The following is a 20,326-nucleotide window of genomic DNA, read 5'->3' as shown; positions in this document are numbered from 1 at the left end:
CGCCTCACTGAACCTTCAGCCGCAGCACATGATAGGACAGTGCCGGCACCGAACCCTTCAGCGCCCCGTCCTCCACGGCGACGCCGCTGCCGGGCACCGGCACGACGCGATCCGGCTGATCCGGGCCGTTGCCGAGACGCAGATCATATCCCGCCATGGCAAGATGCAGGCTGAGAGTGGCGGAGGAATAGCCGGTGAGGCTGACATCGATCTCCGCCGCCTCTGTCAGATGGCGGTTGAGCACGAACAGCGTCACGACGCCTTCCGCCTCGTCGTAAACACCGGCAACATCGAGATATTTGACGTCGTCGGCCGCGTTGCAATCGTAAGTCGGGCAATCGACGGCGACGTTCAGCGCGACGCCACGGCCATAAAGCGAGGCGAACTGATAGGGATAATAGATCGTCTGCCGCCATGCAGGCCCGTTCTTTTCCGCCCGGATGGGGGCGATGACATTGACGAGCTGGGCGATGCAGGCGATGCGCACGCGGTCCGAACGGCGGATGAACTCATTGAGCAGGCCGGCGACAAAAAGCGCATCTTCGAAGTTGTATGTCTCTTCCAGAAGTGCAGGCGCCTCCGGCCAGTCCCAGCTCTTGATGCGTTTGCCGTCTTCTTCGCGGATGTGATACCAGACGTTCCATTCGTCGAAGCAGATGGACACATCGTTCTTTGCGCGCTTCTTCGCCTTCACATAATCGATGACACCGGCGATCGTCTGGATATAGCGCCCGGTTTCCTCGATCTTGCCGAAATAATTCAGCGTGTCGCGGCTGTTATTGCCGAAATATTTGTGCAGCGAGATGTGGTCGACATTCTCATAGCATTCCTCCAGCACCTCGCGCTCCCACTCGGGATAGGTCGGCATGCCGTCATTGGAGCTGCCGCAGACAATCGCTTCAATCGTCGGATCGAAACCCTTGAAGGCCTTGGCGGTTTCATTGGCCAGACGGCCATATTCCACCGCCGTCTTGTGACCGATCTGCCAGGGACCGTCCATCTCGTTGCCGAGGCACCACATTTTCACGCCGTGGGGCTTTTCCGCGCCATGGCTGCGGCGCAAATCGCTGAGCGTGGTGCCGCCCGGAAAATTCACATATTCGAGGAAATTGCGGGCGTCATCCAGACCACGGGAACCGAGATTGACGGCGAGCATCATCTCGATGCCGGCCATCTGCGCCCAGTCGGCGAATTCGTTGATACCGATCTGGTTGGTTTCCTTGGAGCGCCATGCGAGATCGAGACGGATGGGGCGCTGGTCGCGCGGCCCAATGCCGTCTTCCCAGCGATAGGCGGAAACGAAGTTGCCGCCGGGATAACGGATGGCCGGAATTTTCAGGTCCTGCACGAATTTCAGAACGTCCCTGCGGAAGCCATTCGCGTCCGCCTGCGGATGGCCGGGCTCATAGATGCCGCCATAGATGGCACGCCCCATATGTTCGATGAAGGCGGAATAAAGACGATCGTCGATACGCCCAATCCGGAAGTCCCGGTGGACTGAAACCCGCGCTTTCATAAGGCTCTCCTCCCTGCGCATTTATATCTTAAAATATGATATGAACCATATTTGATAATATAGTTGCCGAGGGAATCCGCGCCTGTCAACCGCGAAAATCATACTTTTGAAAATTGGCTGGATCAGCCTGCGGTGCGCAGGCGCAGAACGATGTCCTGATCGTAATTCCCGAAGCCGCGGCCAAAGATATTCAGCCCGCCCGGATGTTTTGCATCGGCCTTGACCTCGATGCGCAGGCGGATGGAACGGTGGCTGGTCAGATCGATATCCGCCAGCGTCACATCCGAAATCCGGGTTCCGTCGACATAGGTTCCCTGCGCGGTGATGCGCCAGGTCTTGAGCATGCCATATTGGGAACCGGAGAGCTTCCACCAGTCCGGCGTAAACGCACCGCGCTTGTCGCCGAAGTCGCCGGGCGAGGTCCAGACGCCGATTTCCCGGCCGTTGACGGATAGCGTAATATCGGACGGCCAGTTGCTGTGCGTTCCCGGCACTTCAGAGCTGACCTCCATCGAAAACTCGATTTCTTCGACTTCCCGGCCTTGAATCTTGGCATTGTTGGGAAATTGATATTCCACGAAGCCGGAGGTCAACCATAGCAGCGCCGCCTTCATGCGGTCCGGATCCATGAATGTATCGGGCACATCGAGAAGGCCGATGATGCCCTCCGGCGAGCAAATGCCGCAGGGCGCGGTTACCGAACTTTGGGTGTAGAGACCGAGCGGCATAGCGACCGCGATGTAATTTGATGCGGCCGGCGCCTCGGGTTTTCGGAAGGAAACAATCAGTTCGTCACAGGTGGCGAAACAGATTTTCTGGTTGCCCTTGCGCGCCTTGCGCGTTTCGGTTCGCAGCAACCCCGCTTCCTCGAGAACGGCCACTCCGGCGGAAACGGTGGACTGGGGAAGCTCCAGTCTCTGCGCAATTTCGTTGACGTTGAGGCCGCTCGCCTCATGCAGTAACTTCAATATCTGCACGCGGATCAGCGACGCCGCCGCTTTCAGGACATCGAATTCTTTTTCAGCATCAACGAGGAGGAAATTGGGCGCCATATTCTAATCTTCAGATTTATCGATCCAGATCAGAATTTCTGGCTTAAATGCCATGCACTTGTCCAGTGCTGTTTGTCATGCTGGTGCTTTTGAAAGGCGTGAAGCGCCATTCACCCCCGTCACTTCACAAAAAAGAGCACCGCCACACGGTCTCGATACCGCGTGGCGGTGCCCGTTTCGTCGTCAGCCGCGCTTGCGCAGGGTCCGCGTGCCGGTGTCGACGAGGTTTTGCGCCGCTTCATCCACGCTGGCGCGGCCGAAGGCGAGCGAATCGGCAATGGGACGCATCACGCCGCGGTCGAACTCGTTGGCGCCGATCGGTGCGGGTTCCGGATAGGTATCGAGCTTGCCCGACAGGCTTTCGATATAATCCACCGTCTTGCGCTCGGTCTCGTTGAGGCTCGGCAGCAATGCTTCCCGCACGACCTTGGCGGGCGGCACGCCACGCTCGACGCCGAGCACCTTGCCGGCTTCCAGATCGTTGACGAAGAAGTTGATGAATTTCGCCGCCGCTTCCGCATTGGTCGAGGTGGACGAAATGGACCAGATGAGGCCCGGCCGGTAATAATGCCCGGTCGGCTTGCCCGGCCCCTCACCCGGCAGCATGCCGATGGACAGCGTTTGTTTATTGAGCTTCTGATAACCGACAAGCTGGTTGGAATAAGCAAAGCCGATAGCCGAATTGCCAAGCGTCAGGGCGTTGGATTCGATGGTATTGTCGTCACGCGTCTGGATATCGGCGGAAACGCAGAGCTTGTTCTCGCGCAGATCCTCCCAATAGGCGAACCATTCCTTCGCATCTTCCTTGTTGAAGCCGATGGTGCCGTCCTGAAACAGCAACTTGCCGCGCTGGCGCAGCCAGACATCGAAAACATAGTGGTAACGCGCGCCATAGGGCACCGCCCAGTAGTTCCGTTTTGCCGGACCGTTCTTCTTGAAATCGCGCGCCAGTTCAGAGAGCGCCTTCCAGGTAATCTGGTCCTGCGGCACGTAAACGCCGGCTTCCTTCAGCGTGTCGGCATCATACATCATGCAGAAGGAATTCAGCCCGAGGCCGACGCCGTAAAGCTTGCCGTCGATGCGGCAGAGATCGACCTCGCTTTTGCCGAAGGTGGAAAGATCGAGCGACTTGCCGACGAACTGGTCCAGCTCCATGCAGGCGCCACGGCCGGAATAATCGGCGATGGTGGAAGGTTCAAGCTGGAAGATATCGGCGACGTTGCGCCCCGCCATCGATGTCGCAAGCTTGGTCCAGTAATCGGAACCGGCGATCATTTCGCCGCTGATTTCCGTTTGCGGGTTAGCCTTCTGGTAAAGGGCGATCACGTCGTTGGTGCGCTTGCTGCGGTCGGCCGATCCCCACCATACGCAGCGAAGCCGGGTCTCCGCCGCGGCCGCGCGAAGACCACCCGCCGCCACGCCGAGACCGGCCAGCGCCGCCGTCACCAAAAATCCACGTCTGTCGATAGTTTGCATCTGCTCCTCCCGCGTTTTGCAAATTTTTCATTGACTACTAAAATTCTTGCAAATTTTCCTCATTTGCAATATTTGCATCATATCAGAATTTTTTGCAAGCGCAGGAGACGATATGAACGATACGCCCGACATCAGCCGCCCGCGCCAGTCGGATATCGCCCAGCGCGCCGGCGTTTCCATCAGCACCGTCTCGCGCGTTCTTGCGGGAGAGAAAGGTATCAGCGCGTCGATCCAGACCAAGGTTCTGGGGGTGGCCGCGGAGCTCGGTTATCCGTTGCGACCGGTTGCGAACCAGACCGGCGGCGTCCCGCTGGAGGGCAAGAAAATCCTCGCACTCATGTCCGCCGAAAGGGCGACCGGCGATATCGGCGCTTTTTATCACGATATTTTCGACATGCTGCGCAGCCTTGCCCAGACCGACGGTTTCGAACTCGACATCCGGCTCTTGCACCAGAAACAGGTGGATGATGCGCTGACCCAGCGGGTCTGCGAGGTGGACGGCCTTCTCGCCATCGGCCTCGATCCCGAGGATGAAATCATCCACCGCATCACGCAGGGTGTACTGCAACCGGTTCTGGTCAACAGCGCCGATCCCTCCATGATGCTGGACTGCGTCTCGCCCTCCAATTTTTACGGCGGCGCGCTGGCGGCGCGGCGGCTGCTGGAACTCGGTCACCGCAAGGTCGCCTATATCGGCCCGCATCATCGCCACACCATCAGGGAGCGTATGCGCGGCTTCCGCCACACGATCCTTGAGGAAGAGGGAACGACCTATGAGGAGTTTCTGCTTTCGACGGCGGATAGCGGCTTCGGACAGGCGGGCGACGCGGTTCGCCAGCTATTGGCCCAAAACCCTGAACTCACCGGCATTTTCTGCATGAATGACGCGATTGCGCTCGGGGCGCTCGGGGCGGCGCAGGAGCTTGGCCTCGCCGTGCCGGACGATCTTTCCATTATCGGCTTCGATGACCTGCCCTTTGCCGAACTCTCCACGCCCCGTCTCAGCACGATCCGCGTCGACCGCCGAGAAATCGCCCGCGAGGCGGTGGAACTGATGCGCCGCCGGCTGACGGAACCCTCCGCCAATGCCCGCCAGGTGCAGCTCGGTGTGCAGCTGGTGGAAGGACAGACGGCCGGCAAGGCGAAAAAGACAGGAAAGGCGGCACGCGATGCATGACACCATGAGTAAGCCCACCATGGCCAGATTCAATCCGCTGCACGGCAATCCGCTCAAAAGCCGCGCCGATGTCCGGCGGGCGCTCGACGACAGTTTTGCGCCGCTTCTTCCCTATTTTTCGCCGGGCGGTGCAAGAGTGACGCTGAGCGGCACCGCCGCGCATTTCGACCGGGCGGCGGCTGATCTGGAAGGTTTCGCCCGGCCGCTCTGGGGCATCGCACCGCTTGCGCTGAGCGGCGATCATTTCGACCATTGGCCGCTTCTGGCACGGGGAATAGCCAACGGCACCGATCCTTCCCATCCCGAATATTGGGGCGACGTGCGCCAAAGGGATCAGCGGCTGGTAGAGCTTGCCGCGCTCGGTTTTGCGCTGCGGCTTGCGCCGCAGCACCTGTGGGAACCGCTCTCGGACGCGCAGAAAGACAATGTGCGTCGCTATCTGCTGACGGCGCGCGAGCGCAATTACGCCGACAATAACTGGAAGTTTTTCCGGGTGATGGTCGATATGGCGCTGGATCATCTTGGCATCGATTTCGACCGCAGCCTGACAGAAACATTCCAGAAGGAACTGGATGAATTCTATATCGCCGACGGCTGGTATCGCGATGGCAATTACCGCCGCATCGACCATTACATCGCCTTTGCCATGCATTTTTACGGCCTGATCTACGCGAAACTCAGCAAGCCTGAGGATGCCTACGCCGCACGCTACCGGGAACGGGCGCGCCTCTTTGCCGGCGATTTCGCCAGCTGGTTCGATGAGGATGGCGGCACGCTCGCCTTCGGTCGCTCCATGACCTACCGCTTCGCCTGCGGCGGCTTCTGGGCCGGCCTTGCCTTTGCCGATGAGGAGGCGCTGCCCTGGGGCGAGATCAAGGGGCTTTATCTGCAACATCTGCGCTGGTGGGCGAAAAAGCCGATTGCCGACCGCGACGGCGTGCTTTCCATCGGCTACGCCTATCCGCAGCTCACCATGTCGGAAAGCTATAATTCGGCGGGCTCGCCCTATTGGGCCTTTAAAGCCTTCCTACCGCTCGCCCTGCCGGAAAGCCACCCCTTCTGGCAGGCGGAGGAAAAGCAGCCCGAAACATCCGCAAAACCAAAGCCACTCATTCATCCCGGCATGGTGATGATGCGGACCAGCGGCAACATCACGGCGCTTTGCAGCGGGCAGGAAAACCTCTCCATGCGCGGCGGGCCGGAGAAATATGCCAAATTCGCCTATTCCTCCCGTTACGGTTTCGGCGTCGAAGTGGATGAGCGCGGTTTCAGTACCAACGGTTTCGACAATATGCTGGCATTCTCCGAAGACGGCCTGCATTACCGCGTGCGCGAGACCAACGAAAAGGTTCTGCTGGCCGCGGAAAGCCTGCGGGCAACGTGGAAGCCCTTCCCGGATGTGGCGGTTGAAACGACGCTGGTTGCGGCTGGCGGCTGGCATATCAGGCTGCACCGGATCACCTCCGCCCGCCCCCTTTCGGTGACCGAAGGCGGCTTCGCAATCAACCGCAACGATGGCGACCGCGATGCCGTGCGCGAAGAGACCGGCCGGGCGACCGCCGATTGCGGCACAGACATATCCGCCATCGTCGATCTCGGTTCGAGCGTTACCCGCCACGGCGTGGCGCTGAAGGCGCTGCCCAACACCAATCTCATCAACGCCAAGACCACGGTGCCGCAACTGCGGGGCGAGATTCCGGCGCGCGAGACCCTGCTTGCCTGCGCGGTCTTTGTCGGGGTGACCGGGCCAGAAAGCGAAACAGCGTTGGCGACAGTTCCGGCACTTCCGGACATGGAGGCGCTCGACCGCCTGTTTGCGGAACGGGGCGTTCCGGTCAGCAGCATGGCGGCAACGGGAGAGCCGCAATGACGAGCCCGCTTCCGCGTCTCAGCCTTGCCATGGACCCGGAGCGAACCCAGCATGTGCTGACACCGCAGGCGCTCGAAAGGCTGTCGCAGAGCGTCGATATTCTCGACACGGGGCGGATCTGCGATTTCCACGATCCCGCAGTGAAAGAGCAGCTGGCGCGGACGGATATGCTTCTGACCGGCTGGGGCTGTCCGGATATCGGCGCGCGGGAACTGGCGCTGATGCCGCGCCTCAGGCTGATTTCCCATGCCGCCGGCACGGTCAAATATTTCCTATCGCAAGCGGTGTTCGATCGTGGCGTTACCGTGTGCAGCGCGGCGGAGGCGAATGCACAGCCGGTCGCCGAATTTTCTCTGGCGATGATCCTGCTCGCCGGCAAGCGCACCTTCCGCTTCCGACGCCTTTATCTGGAGCATCGCGACCGCGCCCCTGTCGAGCTGTTACAGGCGCAGGCCATCGGCAATCTCGGCCTGACGGTCGGCATCGTCGGCGCATCGCGCATCGGACGTCGCGTCATCAATCTGTTGCAGCCCTTCGATCTCAACCTCATCCTTTTCGATCCGCTTCTAAGCCCTGCGGAGGCGGAAAAGCTCGGCGTGCAGCTTGTGTCGCTCGAGGAGCTGATGGCGGTGAGCGATGTCATTTCCCTGCATGCACCCTCCTTGCCGCAGACACGGCATATGATCGGCGCGGCAGCGCTTGCCCGCATGAAGGACGGCGCGACCCTGATCAATACGGCGCGCGGCGCACTGGTGGATGAAGACGCGCTTCTGGCCGAACTGAAAACCGGACGCATCGAAGCCGTCATCGACGTGACCGACCCGGAAGTGCCGCCGCCGGATTCACCCTTTTACAGCCTGCCGAACGTGTTCCTGACACCGCATATCGCCGGCGCCACCGGGCTTGAACGCGCAAGGCTCGGCGACATGGCGATTGCCGAAATCGAACGCTTCTGCCGCGCGGCACCCTTGCAACAGCAGGTGCGGCCGGAACATCTGGAACTGATCGCATGAGATTTTTCGAGCCGGGCCTCTGCTCCGTCACCTTCCGCTCCCTGTCGCCACAAGCCGTCATCGAGCTTGCCGCCGCAAACGGCATCAGGTCCATCGAATGGGGCGCGGATATCCATGTACCGCCCGGCGATCTCGAAAATGCAAGGGATGTGGCGGCGCGGACGGCGGAAGCCGGCCTCTCCGTCTCCTCCTACGGCTCCTATATCTTTGCGCCGGATTTTGCGCCGGAAGATGTGACCGCCGTGCTCGAAACCGCAAAGGCCCTCGGCACCGGCCATATCCGCATCTGGCCCGGCAGCCGCAGACGCCCATCTGCCGATTACTCCCCCGGAGAACGCCGCGCGGCAACGGAAGCGCTGGCGACAATCGCCCGCCGGGCGCACGACCATGGCATCACAATCGGCCTCGAATATCACCCCAACTCCCTGACGGACACCCTGCCCTCGGCCCTGCAACTCATGCAGGATTTGCCGATGCCCAACCTGTTTTTCTACTGGCAACCCGCCCCCGGCCTGCCGCTGGAGGACGCACTCGCGGAAATATCCGCACTCGGCCCACGCATCTGCCATCTCCACGTCTTCGCCTGGCTCGCCGACACCAGCCGCCTGCCGCTTCACGAACGCGCGGATTATTGGCGGGCGTGCGTGGATGCATTGCCGGAAGGCGCCTGGAAAAAACCGGCTTTCGCGATGCTCGAATTCGTCAAAGGCGACGATGTCGGGCAGTTCGCGGAAGATGCGGTGATACTTGGAGAAATTTTTGATAAGTCATAATCTCGACCGATCAATGTCTACTCTTACCGGTTAACGGGAGAAGGTTATTATACCACGGGTCAAAAGCATTACAGCGAAACCTCATGGCTTGCTCACGGTTGAATGGGCAGACGGCGGCCAGTCGTCTGCTGATCTGACAGGGTGGATCGCCACCGGTGGAGGATTACTGGCTCCACTACTATCTGAGGACATCTGGAAAACCGCGACAATTGCAGATTATGGTGCGAGCGTTAAATGGGATGGGCAGAATCTCGAAATTGACGCCTACCATCTTTGCCAAATCGCCGAGAACCAGCAGGCACGCAGACGTTAAACTCACTTCGCCCTATAGGCGTCAATTGCATACATTAAGACTTGTTCCTTTTTCCTCGCTGCCTCAGATCGACCCGACATCAGACCTGCCGCAATTCCTTGCCAGCTGAAAAACCAAGGCATCGCTAAAACGATCGCTAGAAGTAGGGGAAGACCAGTGATCAACAAGAAAATTGTCGCAGCACTCTTGGAGTAAGCTTGCAATATTATATGCGGCAGCATCACTGGCGTCGCCATAACAAACCACCAAAATGAGACCACCAACGAGATTGGAAAGCCTGCCACGAGCGGCATCTGCTGCGCCTTGTTAAGCGCCCAAAGCTCACTACGATGACGATAATATGTGATGCGCTGCCATAATCTCAGCATTCGTCTCTCCAGTCCTAACTTTCACACTGGACAGATTTTCCTCGTTACGCAATCGGACCTTGCCACGTGCGTCCACCTTTGTTCTTCACGATCATCATCGACGCACTGTGCCCTCGGCTCGAGATGCAGCTTACCGAAGTCTTTGGTCGCGAAAGAACCTCTTCATCGCGTAAGCACGCAATCGCTCGAAAAGGCCTGCAAAGCCAATATGACTGAAGGGGGCTTTTCTCTTGTCATCTACTTTAGACGCTAAATACAAGTGTCATATCCGCCGCCCATCCGCCCCGAAGAGATGCGTCTTCGAAAGATCGAACGCAAAGGGAATGGTCTCGCCGATGCGGATATGGCGTTGGCCGTCCAGCAGCACGGTGGCGGGCTGGCCGTCGGGGGTCGCGGTGTAGACCACCGTTGAGCCGCCGAGATGTTCAACGAGCTGGATGGAAGCCTCACCCAAAGAGGCGGACTGCGCCTGCGGGTTCACATGTTCCGGGCGCACGCCGAAGGTGAGCGGTTCACCCTGTTGCGCGGCAACCGGCTTTTCCAGCACGATGCGCTGGCCGGCCACCTCGATGGTGCGGTTGGAACTGTCGCCCGAAACCACTTTGGCGGAGAGGAAATTCATCTTCGGCGAGCCGATGAAACCGGCGACGAACTGGTTGGCCGGGTTGTTGTAGAGATCGAGCGGGCGGCCGACCTGCATGATGCGGCCGTCGCGCAGCACGACGATCTTGTCGGCCATGGTCATGGCTTCCACCTGGTCGTGCGTTACATAGATCATGGTGCTGCCGAGCGTCTGGTGCAGCTTGGCGATTTCGACGCGCATCTGCACGCGCAGTTCCGCATCGAGGTTGGACAAGGGCTCGTCGAACAGGAAGATTTTCGGTTCGCGCACGATGGCGCGGCCGATGGCGACGCGCTGGCGCTGGCCGCCGGAAAGCGCCTTCGGCTTGCGCTGCAAAAGCGGGCCGATCTGCAGGATATCGGCGGCCTTCTGCACCCGCGCCTGGACTTCCGGTTTCTTGTAGCCTGCCGTCTCCAGACCGAAGGCAAGGTTCTTGTAGACGCTCATATGCGGATAAAGCGCATAGGACTGGAAGACCATGGCGATGCCGCGCTTGGATGCGGCGGTTTCGTTGACCCTTTCGCCATCGATACGCAGATCGCCTTCGGAGATTTCCTCAAGCCCTGCAATCATGCGCAGAAGCGTGGATTTGCCACAGCCCGAGGGGCCGACGAAAACGGTGAACTCGCCCGGCTCGATCTTGAGATCGATGCCGTGAACGACCGGAAAAGCGCCGAACCGCTTGACGATTTTTTCGAGCGTAATGCTGCTTGCCATGCTGTTTCTCCCGACTGTCGCGCCGCATGCAGGGCGGCAGCGACAGTGTTGATTGTCTTAAAATGCGTTCCCGATGCGGGTTCCGTTCAGCGTTTCATTCCGGTGGTGGCGATGCCTTCGATCAGCAGCCGCTGGAAGAACAGGAAGAACAGGAAGACCGGCACCAGCGACAGGTTGGACATGGCGAAAAGCGAGGTCCAGTCCGAGCTGCCGGTGGAATCCACGAAGGACCTGAGACCAAGCTGCACGGTGTAGGTGTTGATGTCGTTCAGATAGATCAGCGGACCGAAGAAGTCGTCCCAGGTCCAGATGAAGGAAAAGATAGCGGCCGTCGCAAGCACCGGCAGCGACAATGGCAGCATGATCTTCCAGTAGATGCGGAAGGGCGAGCAGCCATCCATCACCGCCGCCTCGTCCAGCTCACGCGGGATACCGCGAAAGAACTGCACCATCAGGAAGATGAAGAAGGCGTCCGTCGCGAGGTACTTCGGCACGATCAGCGGCAGCGAGGTGTTCACCCAGCCCATTTCTAGAAACAGGATATATTGGGGAATGAGCACGACGTGATAGGGGAGCATGAGCGTGCCGAGCATCAGCGCGAACCAGAAATTGCGCCCTCCGAAGCGAAGCCGGGCAAAAGCGAAGGCGGCGAGCGAGCAGCCGACCACGTTGCCTATGGTGGCGAGCACCGAGATGAAGAAGGAGTTCCAGAAGAACTGCCCGAAGCTCACCTGCAGCCCGGTCCAGCCGCGAATATATCCGCCGACATCCACCGCCGAGGGAATGAGTGAGGAAGAGCCGAACAGCTCGTCCTGCGGCCGGAAGGAACCCGAGATCATCCACAGGATCGGATAGAGCATCGCGAAGGACGCGATGATCAGCGCCGTGTGGAGCATCACCGATTTCAGCGGCGAACGTTGCGGGCCCTGGCCCGGCCGGGGGGCGGTAACAGCATCAGTCATCGTAGTGCACCCAGTATTTCGCGCTGAGGAACGAGAAGGCCGTGAACAGCGAGATGATGATCACCAAAATCCAGGCAAGCGCCGAGGCATAACCCATGCGGAAGAAACCGAAGGCTTCCTGATAGAGGTAAAGCGTGTAGAACAGCGTGGAGTTGATCGGACCGCCGGTGCCTTCGGAGATGATGAAGGCGGGGGTGAAGGCCTTGAAGGCATCGATGGTCTGGATCACCGCGTTGAAGAAGATCACCGGCGTCAAAAGCGGCAGGGTAATGCGGAAGAACTGCCGCACCTTGCTTGCACCGTCGATTTCGGCGGCCTCATACATGTCCTGCGGGATTTGTCTCAGACCCGCGAGGAAGATGATCATCGGCGAACCGAACTGCCAGACGGACAGGATGACCAGCGTGTAGATCGAATAATCCGGATTGGAAATCCAGCTCGGCCCTTCGTAACCGAAGGCCTGCCACAGGATCATGTTGACGAGACCATCCGAGGCGAAAAGCTGGCGCCAGAGCACGGCAATCGCGACGCTCGAACCCAGCAGCGACGGCAGGTAGAAGATCGCACGATAAAGCGTCAGCCCCTTGATGCCGCGGTTGAAGGCGAGCGCGACGAGCAGCGCGAAGATCAGCTTCAGCGGCACCGACAGCAGCACATAGGTAAAGGTTACCTGCATGGCTGCGGCGAATTTCGGATCGGCCGTGGCGATGCGCACATAGTTTGCCGCCCCCACCCAGTCCGGCGACTGCAACAGGTCGTAATTCGTGAAAGACAGGTAAAGCGACGCAAGCGCGGGACCGAGGGTGAGGCCGAAAAAGCCTATCAGCCAGGGCAGCAGAAACAGGTAGGCGTGAATGTTGCGGTCGAAAATCCGCTTCACGCCGCCCCGTTTCGGGAGAGCCGCGCCACGGCTCTCCCCCACAAGAGTTTCAGATCGAAAGGCCATAAACCATCACTTCCGTTTGATAACGGTTTCGGATTCCTTGACGAGGCGGTCACCGCCCTCTTCCGGCGTGATCTTGCCGAAGCCGATTTCCTCCGCCGTGCGTTTGAGGACGAAGGCGAATTCGCCCGCGCCCGGAGGCGGCGCCGGCGGCAGATCGCCGACGCCGGGGGTAATCTCGGCAATATAGTCCACCATCGTCTTGCTGACCTCGTCGAGCTTGCTGCTCAACTGGCTACGCATGGATTCCGAAGCCGGAACGCCGCGCTCGACGCCGAGAATATCGATGCCCTGCGGTTCAGCCACAAGGAAGTTGATGAAACCGACGGCCTGCTCGATGCCGGCGCTGCCATTGGCGACGCTGATGAGCATGGAGGGTTTCAGATAATGGCCGGAAGGGCCATCCTTGGTGCTCTTCGGATAGGAGCTTATGGCAAGCTTGGACTTGTTGAGCTTCTGATAACCGACGAACTGGTTGGAATGGGCGAATGCCGTTGCCGCCTTGCCCGTCGTCAAAGGGTTCGTTTCGATGTTGAGCTGGTCGAGCGCCTGCACATCGGCCGGCACACAGGCGCCGCTCTTACGCAGATCCGCCCACAAAGTGAACCACTTGGTCGCATCGGCAGGATCGAAGCCGATGCCGCCATCCTGCGTGTAGAGCGACTTGCCGTTCTGGCGCAGCCAGTTCTCGAAGCTCGGCTCCACGCCGCTGGCGTCGGCCGTGGCGTAATAGCCGGGCTTCGGCTTGTTCTTGCTGAGCTTGGCGGCGTTTTCGGCAAACTCCTCCCAGGTCTGGCCGATCGCCGGCGGCGTCGCACCGGATTTTTCCCAGGCCGCCTTGTCGAAGAAGACGGCGCTTGAATTGACGCCCAGATTGATGCCGTAAAGCTTGCCATCGACCCGGCCGGAATCGATGTTCATCTTGCCGAAATCTTCGATCTTCAGGCCCTTGCCGATATATTCATCGAGGGGTGCCAACGCGCCGCGACGGCCATATTCGAAGATGTAACGATAATCCATCTGAATCAGGTCGGGCGCATTGCGGCCCGCAACCTGCGTGGCAAGGCGCGGCCAATAATCGCTCCAGCCTGCGAATTCACCGGCAATATCGAGATCCGGCTTGACCTGCTTATAGGCTGCTATCGCCTTGTTGGTGCGGTCGGCGCGCTCCTGCGAACCCCACCACAACATGCGAAGGCGCGCGGCCTGGGCCTGCGCCGACCCTCCTCCCAATGTTGCAAGCGACAGGGCCGCAAGCCCTGCTGAAAGCACACCTCTTCTGTGAAGCATCATGGGCATTGGCAACTCCTCCCTATTGACTGCCAATTGATGATGAACGTAAACGACACTTGCCGTTTTATAACTAATTGGTTACATGGGAACACTGATCGCAAACATTGTCAAGCGGGTGCTGAAATGGAAGAAACGACAAAAAACCAGCCGTCCGATCCTGCCCCCGATGCGGCCATGGAGAAAACGCCGTCACCCAAGCGCAAACGCGCGACGACACAGGTGCGAAACCCGGAAAGAACGCGCGCCGCCATTCTCGAAGCCGCCCGCCGCGAGGTGGCCGCCAAGGGGCTGGCAGGGGCGCGAATCGATGTCGTCGCCCGGCGCGCCGGCACCAACAAGCGGATGATCTACCATTATTTCGGCGACAAGGATGCGCTTTATCTCGCCGTTCTGGAAGACGCGTACCGCCATATCCGCCATACCGAGAGACGGCTTGACCTGGCCCGCAAGGCCCCTTCGGAGGGCTTGCGGGAGCTTGCGCTTTTCACCTGGCACTATTTCCTCGACCATCCCGAATTCCTGAGCATTCTCGCCACGGAAAACCTCAATAAAGCCCGCTATCTCAGGCAATCTCCGGCAATTACGGCGATGCATTCGAATTTCATTTCAGAGCTGGAAGACGTGCTGCGGCGCGGCAGCGACGCGGGCGAATTCCGTGACGGTCTCGATCCGATCGACGTCTATCTGACCATCGCTTCGCTCGGCGCCTTTTATCTTTCCAACCGGTTCACGCTGTCGACGATCTTCCAGCGCGACCTGACAGACCCCGCCGAGCTGGAACGCTGGGGCCAGCATATCGTCGACACCCTGCTTGCTGCAGTGCGGCCGGTCTGAGCCGGCCGAACTGAATTCCTCTTTAACAACAGCGACGACGCGCCATTCGCATCCGCGAAGCGCGTCGTTTTCTTTTGCGGCGCGGTGGAAACACAAAAACGCAACGGTCGTCAGACCATGAATTTTTCCTGTCAAAAACACCTTGACAGATCGCATCCTTCACGACCACAAATAACCAAATGGTTACAAATTGCCATGTTTGACGGAAGCGGCTTTCGGGAAGAGGCCGCCTTGGGAGGAAATTCATGAAACGTATCGGCGTCATCATGCACGGCATCACCGGCCGCATGGGTTACAACCAGCATCTCGTGCGCTCCGTTCTCGCCATTCGCGATCAGGGCGGCGTGCTGTTGAAAAACGGCGAAAGGGTCATGCTCGACCCCATTCTGGTCGGCCGCAACGGCGCAAAGATCGAGGAAATCGCGAAAAAGCATAATGTCGCGCGCTGGACGACCGATATCGATGCGGCGCTGGCGAACCCCGACGATACGCTGTTCTTCGATGCCGGCACGACACAGATGCGCGGCAGCCTGCTGGAGAAAGCCATCAAGGCCGGCAAGAACGTTTACTGCGAAAAGCCGATTTCCGACACGATGGAAGAGGCGCTGGCCATTGCCCGGCTTGCCGAAAGCGCCGGCATCAAACACGGCGTCGTTCAGGACAAGCTTTTCCTGCCCGGCCTGCGCAAGCTCGCTATGCTGCGCGACAGCGGCTTCTTCGGCAAAATCCTCTCGGTGCGCGGCGAGTTTGGTTACTGGGTGTTCGAAGGCGACTGGCAGCCGGCGCAGCGCCCTTCTTGGAATTACCGTCTGAAAGATGGCGGCGGCATCATTCTCGATATGCTGTGCCACTGGCGTTATGTGCTCGACAATCTGTTCGGCCCGGTGAAATCCGTCAGCTGCCTCGGCGCGACCCATATTCCGGAACGTTTCGACGAGCAGGGCAAAGCCTATAAGGCGGATGCCGACGATGCCGCTTATGCCACCTTCGAGCTGGAAGGCGGCGTCATTGCCCATATCAACTCCTCATGGGCGGTGCGGGTGCGCCGCGACGACCTCGTCACCTTCCAGGTGGACGGCACCCATGGTTCGGCGGTGGCGGGCCTGACCAAATGCTTTACCCAGCACCGCACCAATACACCGAAACCGGTGTGGAACCCCGACCAGCCGCAGACCATCGATTTCTACAAGACCTGGCAGGAGGTGCCGGACAATGTCGTTTATGACAACGGCTTCAAGGCGCAGTGGGAAATGTTCGTGCGCCACCTCGTCGACAACGATCCGTGGCCCTATGGCCTGATGGAAGGCGTGAAGGGCGTGCAGCTTGCCGAACTTGGACTGAAATCATGGAAGGAACGCCGCTGGCTCGACGTTCCCGCTATTTCGTAAGGAGGCGATGGTGAGCGAACTCAAGCTTCCGAAGGATGACCGCAGCATTGAGGTCTACAGACTATCAGGCACGCCGGTCGCGGTTGAGAAACGAAGTGTGGCGGATTTCAACCGCGTCGCCTTCGCGGCCGCCCATGTGGTGGCCGATCCCCTTGCCGATAACGACCCATGGCTCACGCCCGCCATCGACTGGGACGCCACCTTACGTTTCCGTCACCGCCTGTGGGATCTCGGCCTCGGTGTCGCCGAGGCGATGGATACGGCACAGCGCGGCATGGGGCTCGCGTGGCCGCAGGCGCAGGAACTGATTTCCCGTTCGCTGAAGGAGGCGGCCAGTCGCAAGGATGCGCTGATTGCCTGCGGCGTCGGAACCGATCATCTGAATGGCGGCGGTTACGACCTGAACCAGATTGTCGACTCTTACCTGGAACAGCTTGATTTTGTTCAGGGAGAAGGCGGACGCGTAATCCTGATGGCGAGCCGTGCTCTGGCCGCTGCCGCCCGTTCGCCGGATGATTATCTCAAGGCTTATGCCAGAGTTTTATCCCAGGCTGACCAGAAAGTGGTGATCCACTGGCTGGGCGAAATGTTCGACCCGGCGCTTGAGGGTTATTGGGGGGCTGGCGACCATATGGCGGCGATGGAAACCTGCCTTACCATGATCGAGGAGAATGCCGACAAGATTGATGGCATCAAGATTTCGCTTCTCTCCAAGGAAAAGGAAATCGTCATGCGCCGCCGTCTGCCATCAGGCGTGCGCATGTATACCGGTGACGATTTCAACTATGCCGAACTGATCGCCGGTGACGAGAAGGGCCATTCGGATGCCCTGCTCGGCATTTTCGACGCCATAGCGCCTGCGGCTTCGAAAGCGCTGGCCTGCCTGAAGCGCGGGGCGGACAACGAGTTCTTCGATATACTGGAGCCGACGGTGGCGCTGTCGCGCCACATCTTCAAGGCCCCGACCCGCTTCTATAAGACCGGCGTGGTGTTCCTCGCCTATCTCAACGGGTTGCAGGACCACTTCACCATGGTCGGCGGGCAGGAAAGCACCCGCTCCACGCAGCATTTCGCTGAGCTTTTCCGACTGGCGGACAGGGCCAATGTGCTGACCGAGCCGGATCTGGCGACGCAGCGCATGAAGGCGTTTCTGGCCGTCCGTGGCATCGGGTGAAGCAAAACAAGGGGAGATACCGAGATGAGCCTTGAAGGCCTTTCCATCAATTTCGCCACCGTGCGTCAGGGCGGAGACTTCGGCGCGATCGTCGATGCCTGCCTCGCGCACGGCATAACCGCCATCTCGCCCTGGCGCGAGCAGGTGCATGGCGTTGGCCTTACGGAAGCCGCCCGCATTGTCGAGCAGAACGGGCTGCGACTCAGCGGCCATTGCCGGGGCGGCTTCTTCCCTGCGCCCAATGCGGAAGGCCGCCGCCTCGCCATCGAGGACAATAAACGCGCCGTCGATGAGGCAGCCGCCATGAAGGCAGACTGCCTTGTGCTGGTCGTGGGCGGCCTTCCCGCCGGTTCGCGCGATCTGAAAGGTGCACGGCAGATGGTGGAGGACGGCATGGCCGAGCTTCTTCCCTATGCGCGGGCTGCCGGCGTGCCGCTTGCCATCGAGCCGCTGCATCCCTTCTATGCCGCCGACCGCGCCTGCTTCAACACGCTGAAACAGTCGCTCGATCTCTGCGACAGGCTGGGTGCCGGCACCGGTGTCGCCATCGATGTCTACCATGTCTGGTGGGATCCGGAGCTGGAAGAACAGGTGGCGCGTGCGGGCAGAAACGGGCAAATTCTCGCCCATCATATCTGCGACTGGCTGGTGCCGACCACCGATCCGCTCAACGATCGCGGCATGATGGGCGACGGCGTGATTGACCTCAAGGCATTTCGCGCCATGATCGAGGCCGCCGGCTTCCACGGCCCGCAGGAAGTGGAAATCTTTTCGCATCGCTGGCAGGCGCGCCCGATGGACGAGGTCCTCGCCACCGTGGTCGAGCGTTTCAAGACTGTTTGTTGATTATCCGGGAGAGAGACAATGCCTGAAAAGGTGAAACGCAAACGCTATGCGCTGGTCGGCACCGGCAATCGCGGCACCACCATGTGGGGCCGCGAATTGCTGGCCGGCTGGAGCGACTATGTCGAACTGGTCGGCATTTGCGACCTGAACCTGATGCGCGCCGAACGCGCCCGCGCCATGATGGGATCGAGCGCGCCGCTTTACGACGATTTCGACCGGATGATGGAGGAGCAGCGACCCGAGCTGGTGATCGTCTGCACACCTGATGACACACATGACGACATCATCATCCGGGCGCTCGAAGGCGGGGCCGATGTCATCAGCGAAAAGCCCATGACCACCACCCCGGAAAAGATCGACCGTATTCGCGCGGCGGAGGCCAAAAGCGGCCGCCGCGTCGACGTCTCCTTCAATTACCGTTTCTCTCCCACCGCTGCCCGCATCAAGGAGCTGATCGACGAAGGCGCCATCGGCACCGTCACCTCGGTCGATTTCCACTGGTATCTGGATAACCAGCACGGCGCAGATTATTTCCGCCGCTGGCACGCCTTCACCGAGCATTCCGGCAGCCTGTTCGTGCACAAGGCGACCCACCATTTCGATCTCTTGAACTGGTATCTCGATTCCGATCCCGTGGAGGTGAAGGGCTTCGGGCAATTGCTGCATTATGGCAAGAACGGCCCGTTCCGCGGAACGCGCTGTCGCACCTGTCCGCACAAAAGCGAGTGCGATTATTTCATGGATCTCGGGGCCGATCCTTTTCTCGATGCGCTTTATGAAGACCCTTCGACGGTGGACGGTTATGTGCGCGATGCCTGCGTCTTCCGCGAGGAGATCGACATTCCCGATACGATGAGCGCCTCGATCCGTTATGCCAGCGGCGTGCAGGTCTCCTATTCGCTCAACACCTATATGCCGATCGAGGGCCACCACATCGCCTTCAACGGCCATAAGGGCCGCATCGAGATGCGCCAGTATGAAAAGCAGCCCTGGACGGAACCGCCGGCCGATGAAATCCTGCTGGTGAAAAGCTTCGGCGGTGGCGTCGAACATATCTGGGTGCCGCATGAGCCGGGCGGCCATTATGGCGGCGACAACCGCATGCGCGACATGATCTTCAAGCCCGGCTCCAACGACCGGCTGCGGCAGCGGGCGGGCTCGCGCGCCGGCGCCATGTCCGTCCTGACAGGGGTGGCGGCGCTGAAAAGCGCCCGTGAAGGCGGCACGGCAGCGGTGAAATCGCTTCCGGTTTAACCGCCTTCGTCTGCGGTCCATCGACAACTGGGCCGCAGATGGCAATTGCCAAAAAAGAACGGACGATATTCCACAGATTACGCGCTTCTTCCATGCCGGTAAAATGGTCGCCGGGGGAAGAAAGAGTGAGTCATGTCCAGTTTTGAATCCTTCGTTCCGCTCATCATCATCGGCCTCAGCCTCGTCGTATTTTTCAAATGGGTGGGGCGAGATATGAACCGGGAAGAGAAAAAGCCGCGTTCCCGCCGCTGACGGCGGAAAAGCGCGCCCGCGCGGCGTGGAAACGGAACCCGCGCCTTTTCCCCTGCGTTTCCCCTTTAAAAGGAGGACGCGACATGACGAACAAAACGAAGCCGAAAACAGTTGACAAACGGCCTTCCAGCCCGAACGACATTCCTCCCGCCGGCCCGCACGCCAAACCGTCCCTCACCGACTATGACAAGACGCCGGGGGCAGGCAGCCTGCCGGATGACCGTGCGAAGGACGTGTCTCCCGGTGGAGGTTGATGCGCGCGAAACCAAAGGCCGCGCCAAACCGGGCGCACGATTGGGTCAGCGGGAAATAGCACCGTGAACCAGATACTTAGCCAATGATCGGTCGGTCGCCGGTGCTTTTTCCTTCAATGCCCATTGCAAAATCAAAAATTGCGCCTATATTTTCTTCATCGACCATTGCTTGTGACGTCGTTCTGGAACAGACTGTTCCCCGTCGGATTTCCTCTCAAATAATCGATCT

At 59.8% G+C, this 20,326-nt stretch carries 18 protein-coding genes; 10 read left to right on the top strand and 8 right to left on the bottom strand.

Annotated elements, in window-relative coordinates:
• Positions 1-4: 4 nt before the first annotated feature.
• The 3 genes from arfA to PH605_RS08085 form a co-directional block, all read right to left on the bottom strand.
• On the bottom strand, positions 5-1,516 hold the full coding sequence (gene arfA, locus PH605_RS08095) for an arabinosylfuranosidase ArfA (protein WP_065656072.1): 1,512 nt from the start codon (positions 1,514-1,516) through the stop codon (positions 5-7).
• A gap of 122 nt (positions 1,517-1,638) precedes the next feature.
• Positions 1,639-2,568: an ArsR/SmtB family transcription factor gene (locus PH605_RS08090; RefSeq protein WP_065656073.1), complete on the bottom strand. Its 930-nt coding sequence runs from the start codon at positions 2,566-2,568 to the stop codon at positions 1,639-1,641.
• 183 nt (positions 2,569-2,751) lie between these two features.
• Positions 2,752-4,044, bottom strand: a complete 1,293-nt coding sequence (locus PH605_RS08085; protein WP_142844519.1) for an ABC transporter substrate-binding protein — start codon at positions 4,042-4,044, stop codon at positions 2,752-2,754.
• A 112-nt stretch (positions 4,045-4,156) separates the two neighbouring features.
• Here PH605_RS08085 and PH605_RS08080 point away from each other — a divergent pair, with 112 nt between their 5' ends.
• From PH605_RS08080 to PH605_RS08065, 4 genes are read left to right on the top strand one after another with little or no spacing between them, the layout of a single operon-like run.
• Positions 4,157-5,221, top strand: coding sequence for a LacI family DNA-binding transcriptional regulator (locus PH605_RS08080; RefSeq protein WP_142844520.1), 1,065 nt, complete (start codon positions 4,157-4,159; stop codon positions 5,219-5,221).
• Complete coding sequence (locus tag PH605_RS08075) at positions 5,214-7,091, top strand: DUF2264 domain-containing protein (protein WP_142844521.1); 1,878 nt, start codon at positions 5,214-5,216, stop codon at positions 7,089-7,091. Before PH605_RS08080 ends, PH605_RS08075 begins: the two co-directional genes overlap by 8 nt.
• Complete coding sequence (locus PH605_RS08070; RefSeq protein WP_142844522.1) at positions 7,088-8,104, top strand: hydroxyacid dehydrogenase; 1,017 nt, start codon at positions 7,088-7,090, stop codon at positions 8,102-8,104. The genes PH605_RS08075 and PH605_RS08070 overlap by 4 nt, the downstream gene beginning before the upstream one ends.
• The gene (locus tag PH605_RS08065; RefSeq protein ID WP_142844523.1) at positions 8,101-8,877 is read left to right on the top strand and encodes a sugar phosphate isomerase/epimerase family protein; all 777 of its coding nucleotides are present in this window, start codon (positions 8,101-8,103) and stop codon (positions 8,875-8,877) included. Before PH605_RS08070 ends, PH605_RS08065 begins: the two co-directional genes overlap by 4 nt.
• Positions 8,878-9,192: 315 nt before the next feature.
• On the opposite strand, the gene PH605_RS08060 is transcribed toward PH605_RS08065, so the two are convergent.
• The 5 genes from PH605_RS08060 to PH605_RS08040 all read right to left on the bottom strand — a co-directional run bounded on the left by PH605_RS08060 (position 9,193) and on the right by PH605_RS08040 (position 14,101).
• Positions 9,193-9,558 (bottom strand): hypothetical protein, encoded by a 366-nt coding sequence (locus PH605_RS08060; RefSeq protein ID WP_020809241.1) that lies wholly within the window; start codon positions 9,556-9,558, stop codon positions 9,193-9,195.
• Positions 9,559-9,820: 262 nt separating this feature from the next.
• Positions 9,821-10,897, bottom strand: coding sequence for an ABC transporter ATP-binding protein (locus PH605_RS08055; RefSeq protein WP_078053609.1), 1,077 nt, complete (start codon positions 10,895-10,897; stop codon positions 9,821-9,823).
• 86 nt (positions 10,898-10,983) lie between these two features.
• Positions 10,984-11,859, bottom strand: a complete 876-nt coding sequence (locus PH605_RS08050; protein ID WP_020809242.1) for a carbohydrate ABC transporter permease — start codon at positions 11,857-11,859, stop codon at positions 10,984-10,986.
• Positions 11,852-12,805: a carbohydrate ABC transporter permease gene (locus PH605_RS08045; RefSeq protein WP_003520181.1), complete on the bottom strand. Its 954-nt coding sequence runs from the start codon at positions 12,803-12,805 to the stop codon at positions 11,852-11,854. Before PH605_RS08045 ends, PH605_RS08050 begins: the two co-directional genes overlap by 8 nt.
• Positions 12,806-12,811: 6 nt before the next feature.
• Positions 12,812-14,101: an ABC transporter substrate-binding protein gene (locus PH605_RS08040; protein ID WP_125146367.1), complete on the bottom strand. Its 1,290-nt coding sequence runs from the start codon at positions 14,099-14,101 to the stop codon at positions 12,812-12,814.
• 117 nt (positions 14,102-14,218) lie between these two features.
• Here PH605_RS08040 and PH605_RS08035 point away from each other — a divergent pair, with 117 nt between their 5' ends.
• The 6 genes from PH605_RS08035 (at position 14,219) to PH605_RS08010 (ending at position 20,097) form a co-directional block, all read left to right on the top strand.
• Entirely contained in the window at positions 14,219-14,929 is a 711-nt protein-coding gene (locus PH605_RS08035) for a TetR/AcrR family transcriptional regulator (protein WP_080857166.1), read from the top strand.
• 245 nt (positions 14,930-15,174) lie between these two features.
• Positions 15,175-16,317 carry a Gfo/Idh/MocA family protein gene (locus tag PH605_RS08030; protein WP_065656148.1) on the top strand — a complete coding sequence of 381 codons (1,143 nt, stop codon included), beginning with the start codon at positions 15,175-15,177 and terminating at the stop codon, positions 16,315-16,317.
• Positions 16,318-16,327: 10 nt separating this feature from the next.
• Positions 16,328-17,491, top strand: a complete 1,164-nt coding sequence (locus tag PH605_RS08025) for a dihydrodipicolinate synthase family protein (RefSeq protein ID WP_142844524.1) — start codon at positions 16,328-16,330, stop codon at positions 17,489-17,491.
• Between the two features lie 24 nt (positions 17,492-17,515).
• Entirely contained in the window at positions 17,516-18,337 is an 822-nt protein-coding gene (locus PH605_RS08020; protein ID WP_078053612.1) for a sugar phosphate isomerase/epimerase family protein, read from the top strand.
• Positions 18,338-18,355: 18 nt separating this feature from the next.
• Positions 18,356-19,591, top strand: a complete 1,236-nt coding sequence (locus PH605_RS08015) for a Gfo/Idh/MocA family protein (RefSeq protein ID WP_125146370.1) — start codon at positions 18,356-18,358, stop codon at positions 19,589-19,591.
• Between the two features lie 335 nt (positions 19,592-19,926).
• Positions 19,927-20,097, top strand: a complete 171-nt coding sequence (locus tag PH605_RS08010; protein WP_162856817.1) for a hypothetical protein — start codon at positions 19,927-19,929, stop codon at positions 20,095-20,097.
• Positions 20,098-20,326 lie beyond the last annotated feature (229 nt).

The sequence above is a fragment of the Agrobacterium sp. CFBP 3001 genome, from assembly GCF_027871605.1.
Taxonomy (GTDB): domain Bacteria; phylum Pseudomonadota; class Alphaproteobacteria; order Rhizobiales; family Rhizobiaceae; genus Agrobacterium; species Agrobacterium leguminum.
The sequence above is the reverse complement of the archived record's forward strand: the minus strand, read 5'-3'. Positions and strand labels throughout refer to the sequence as shown.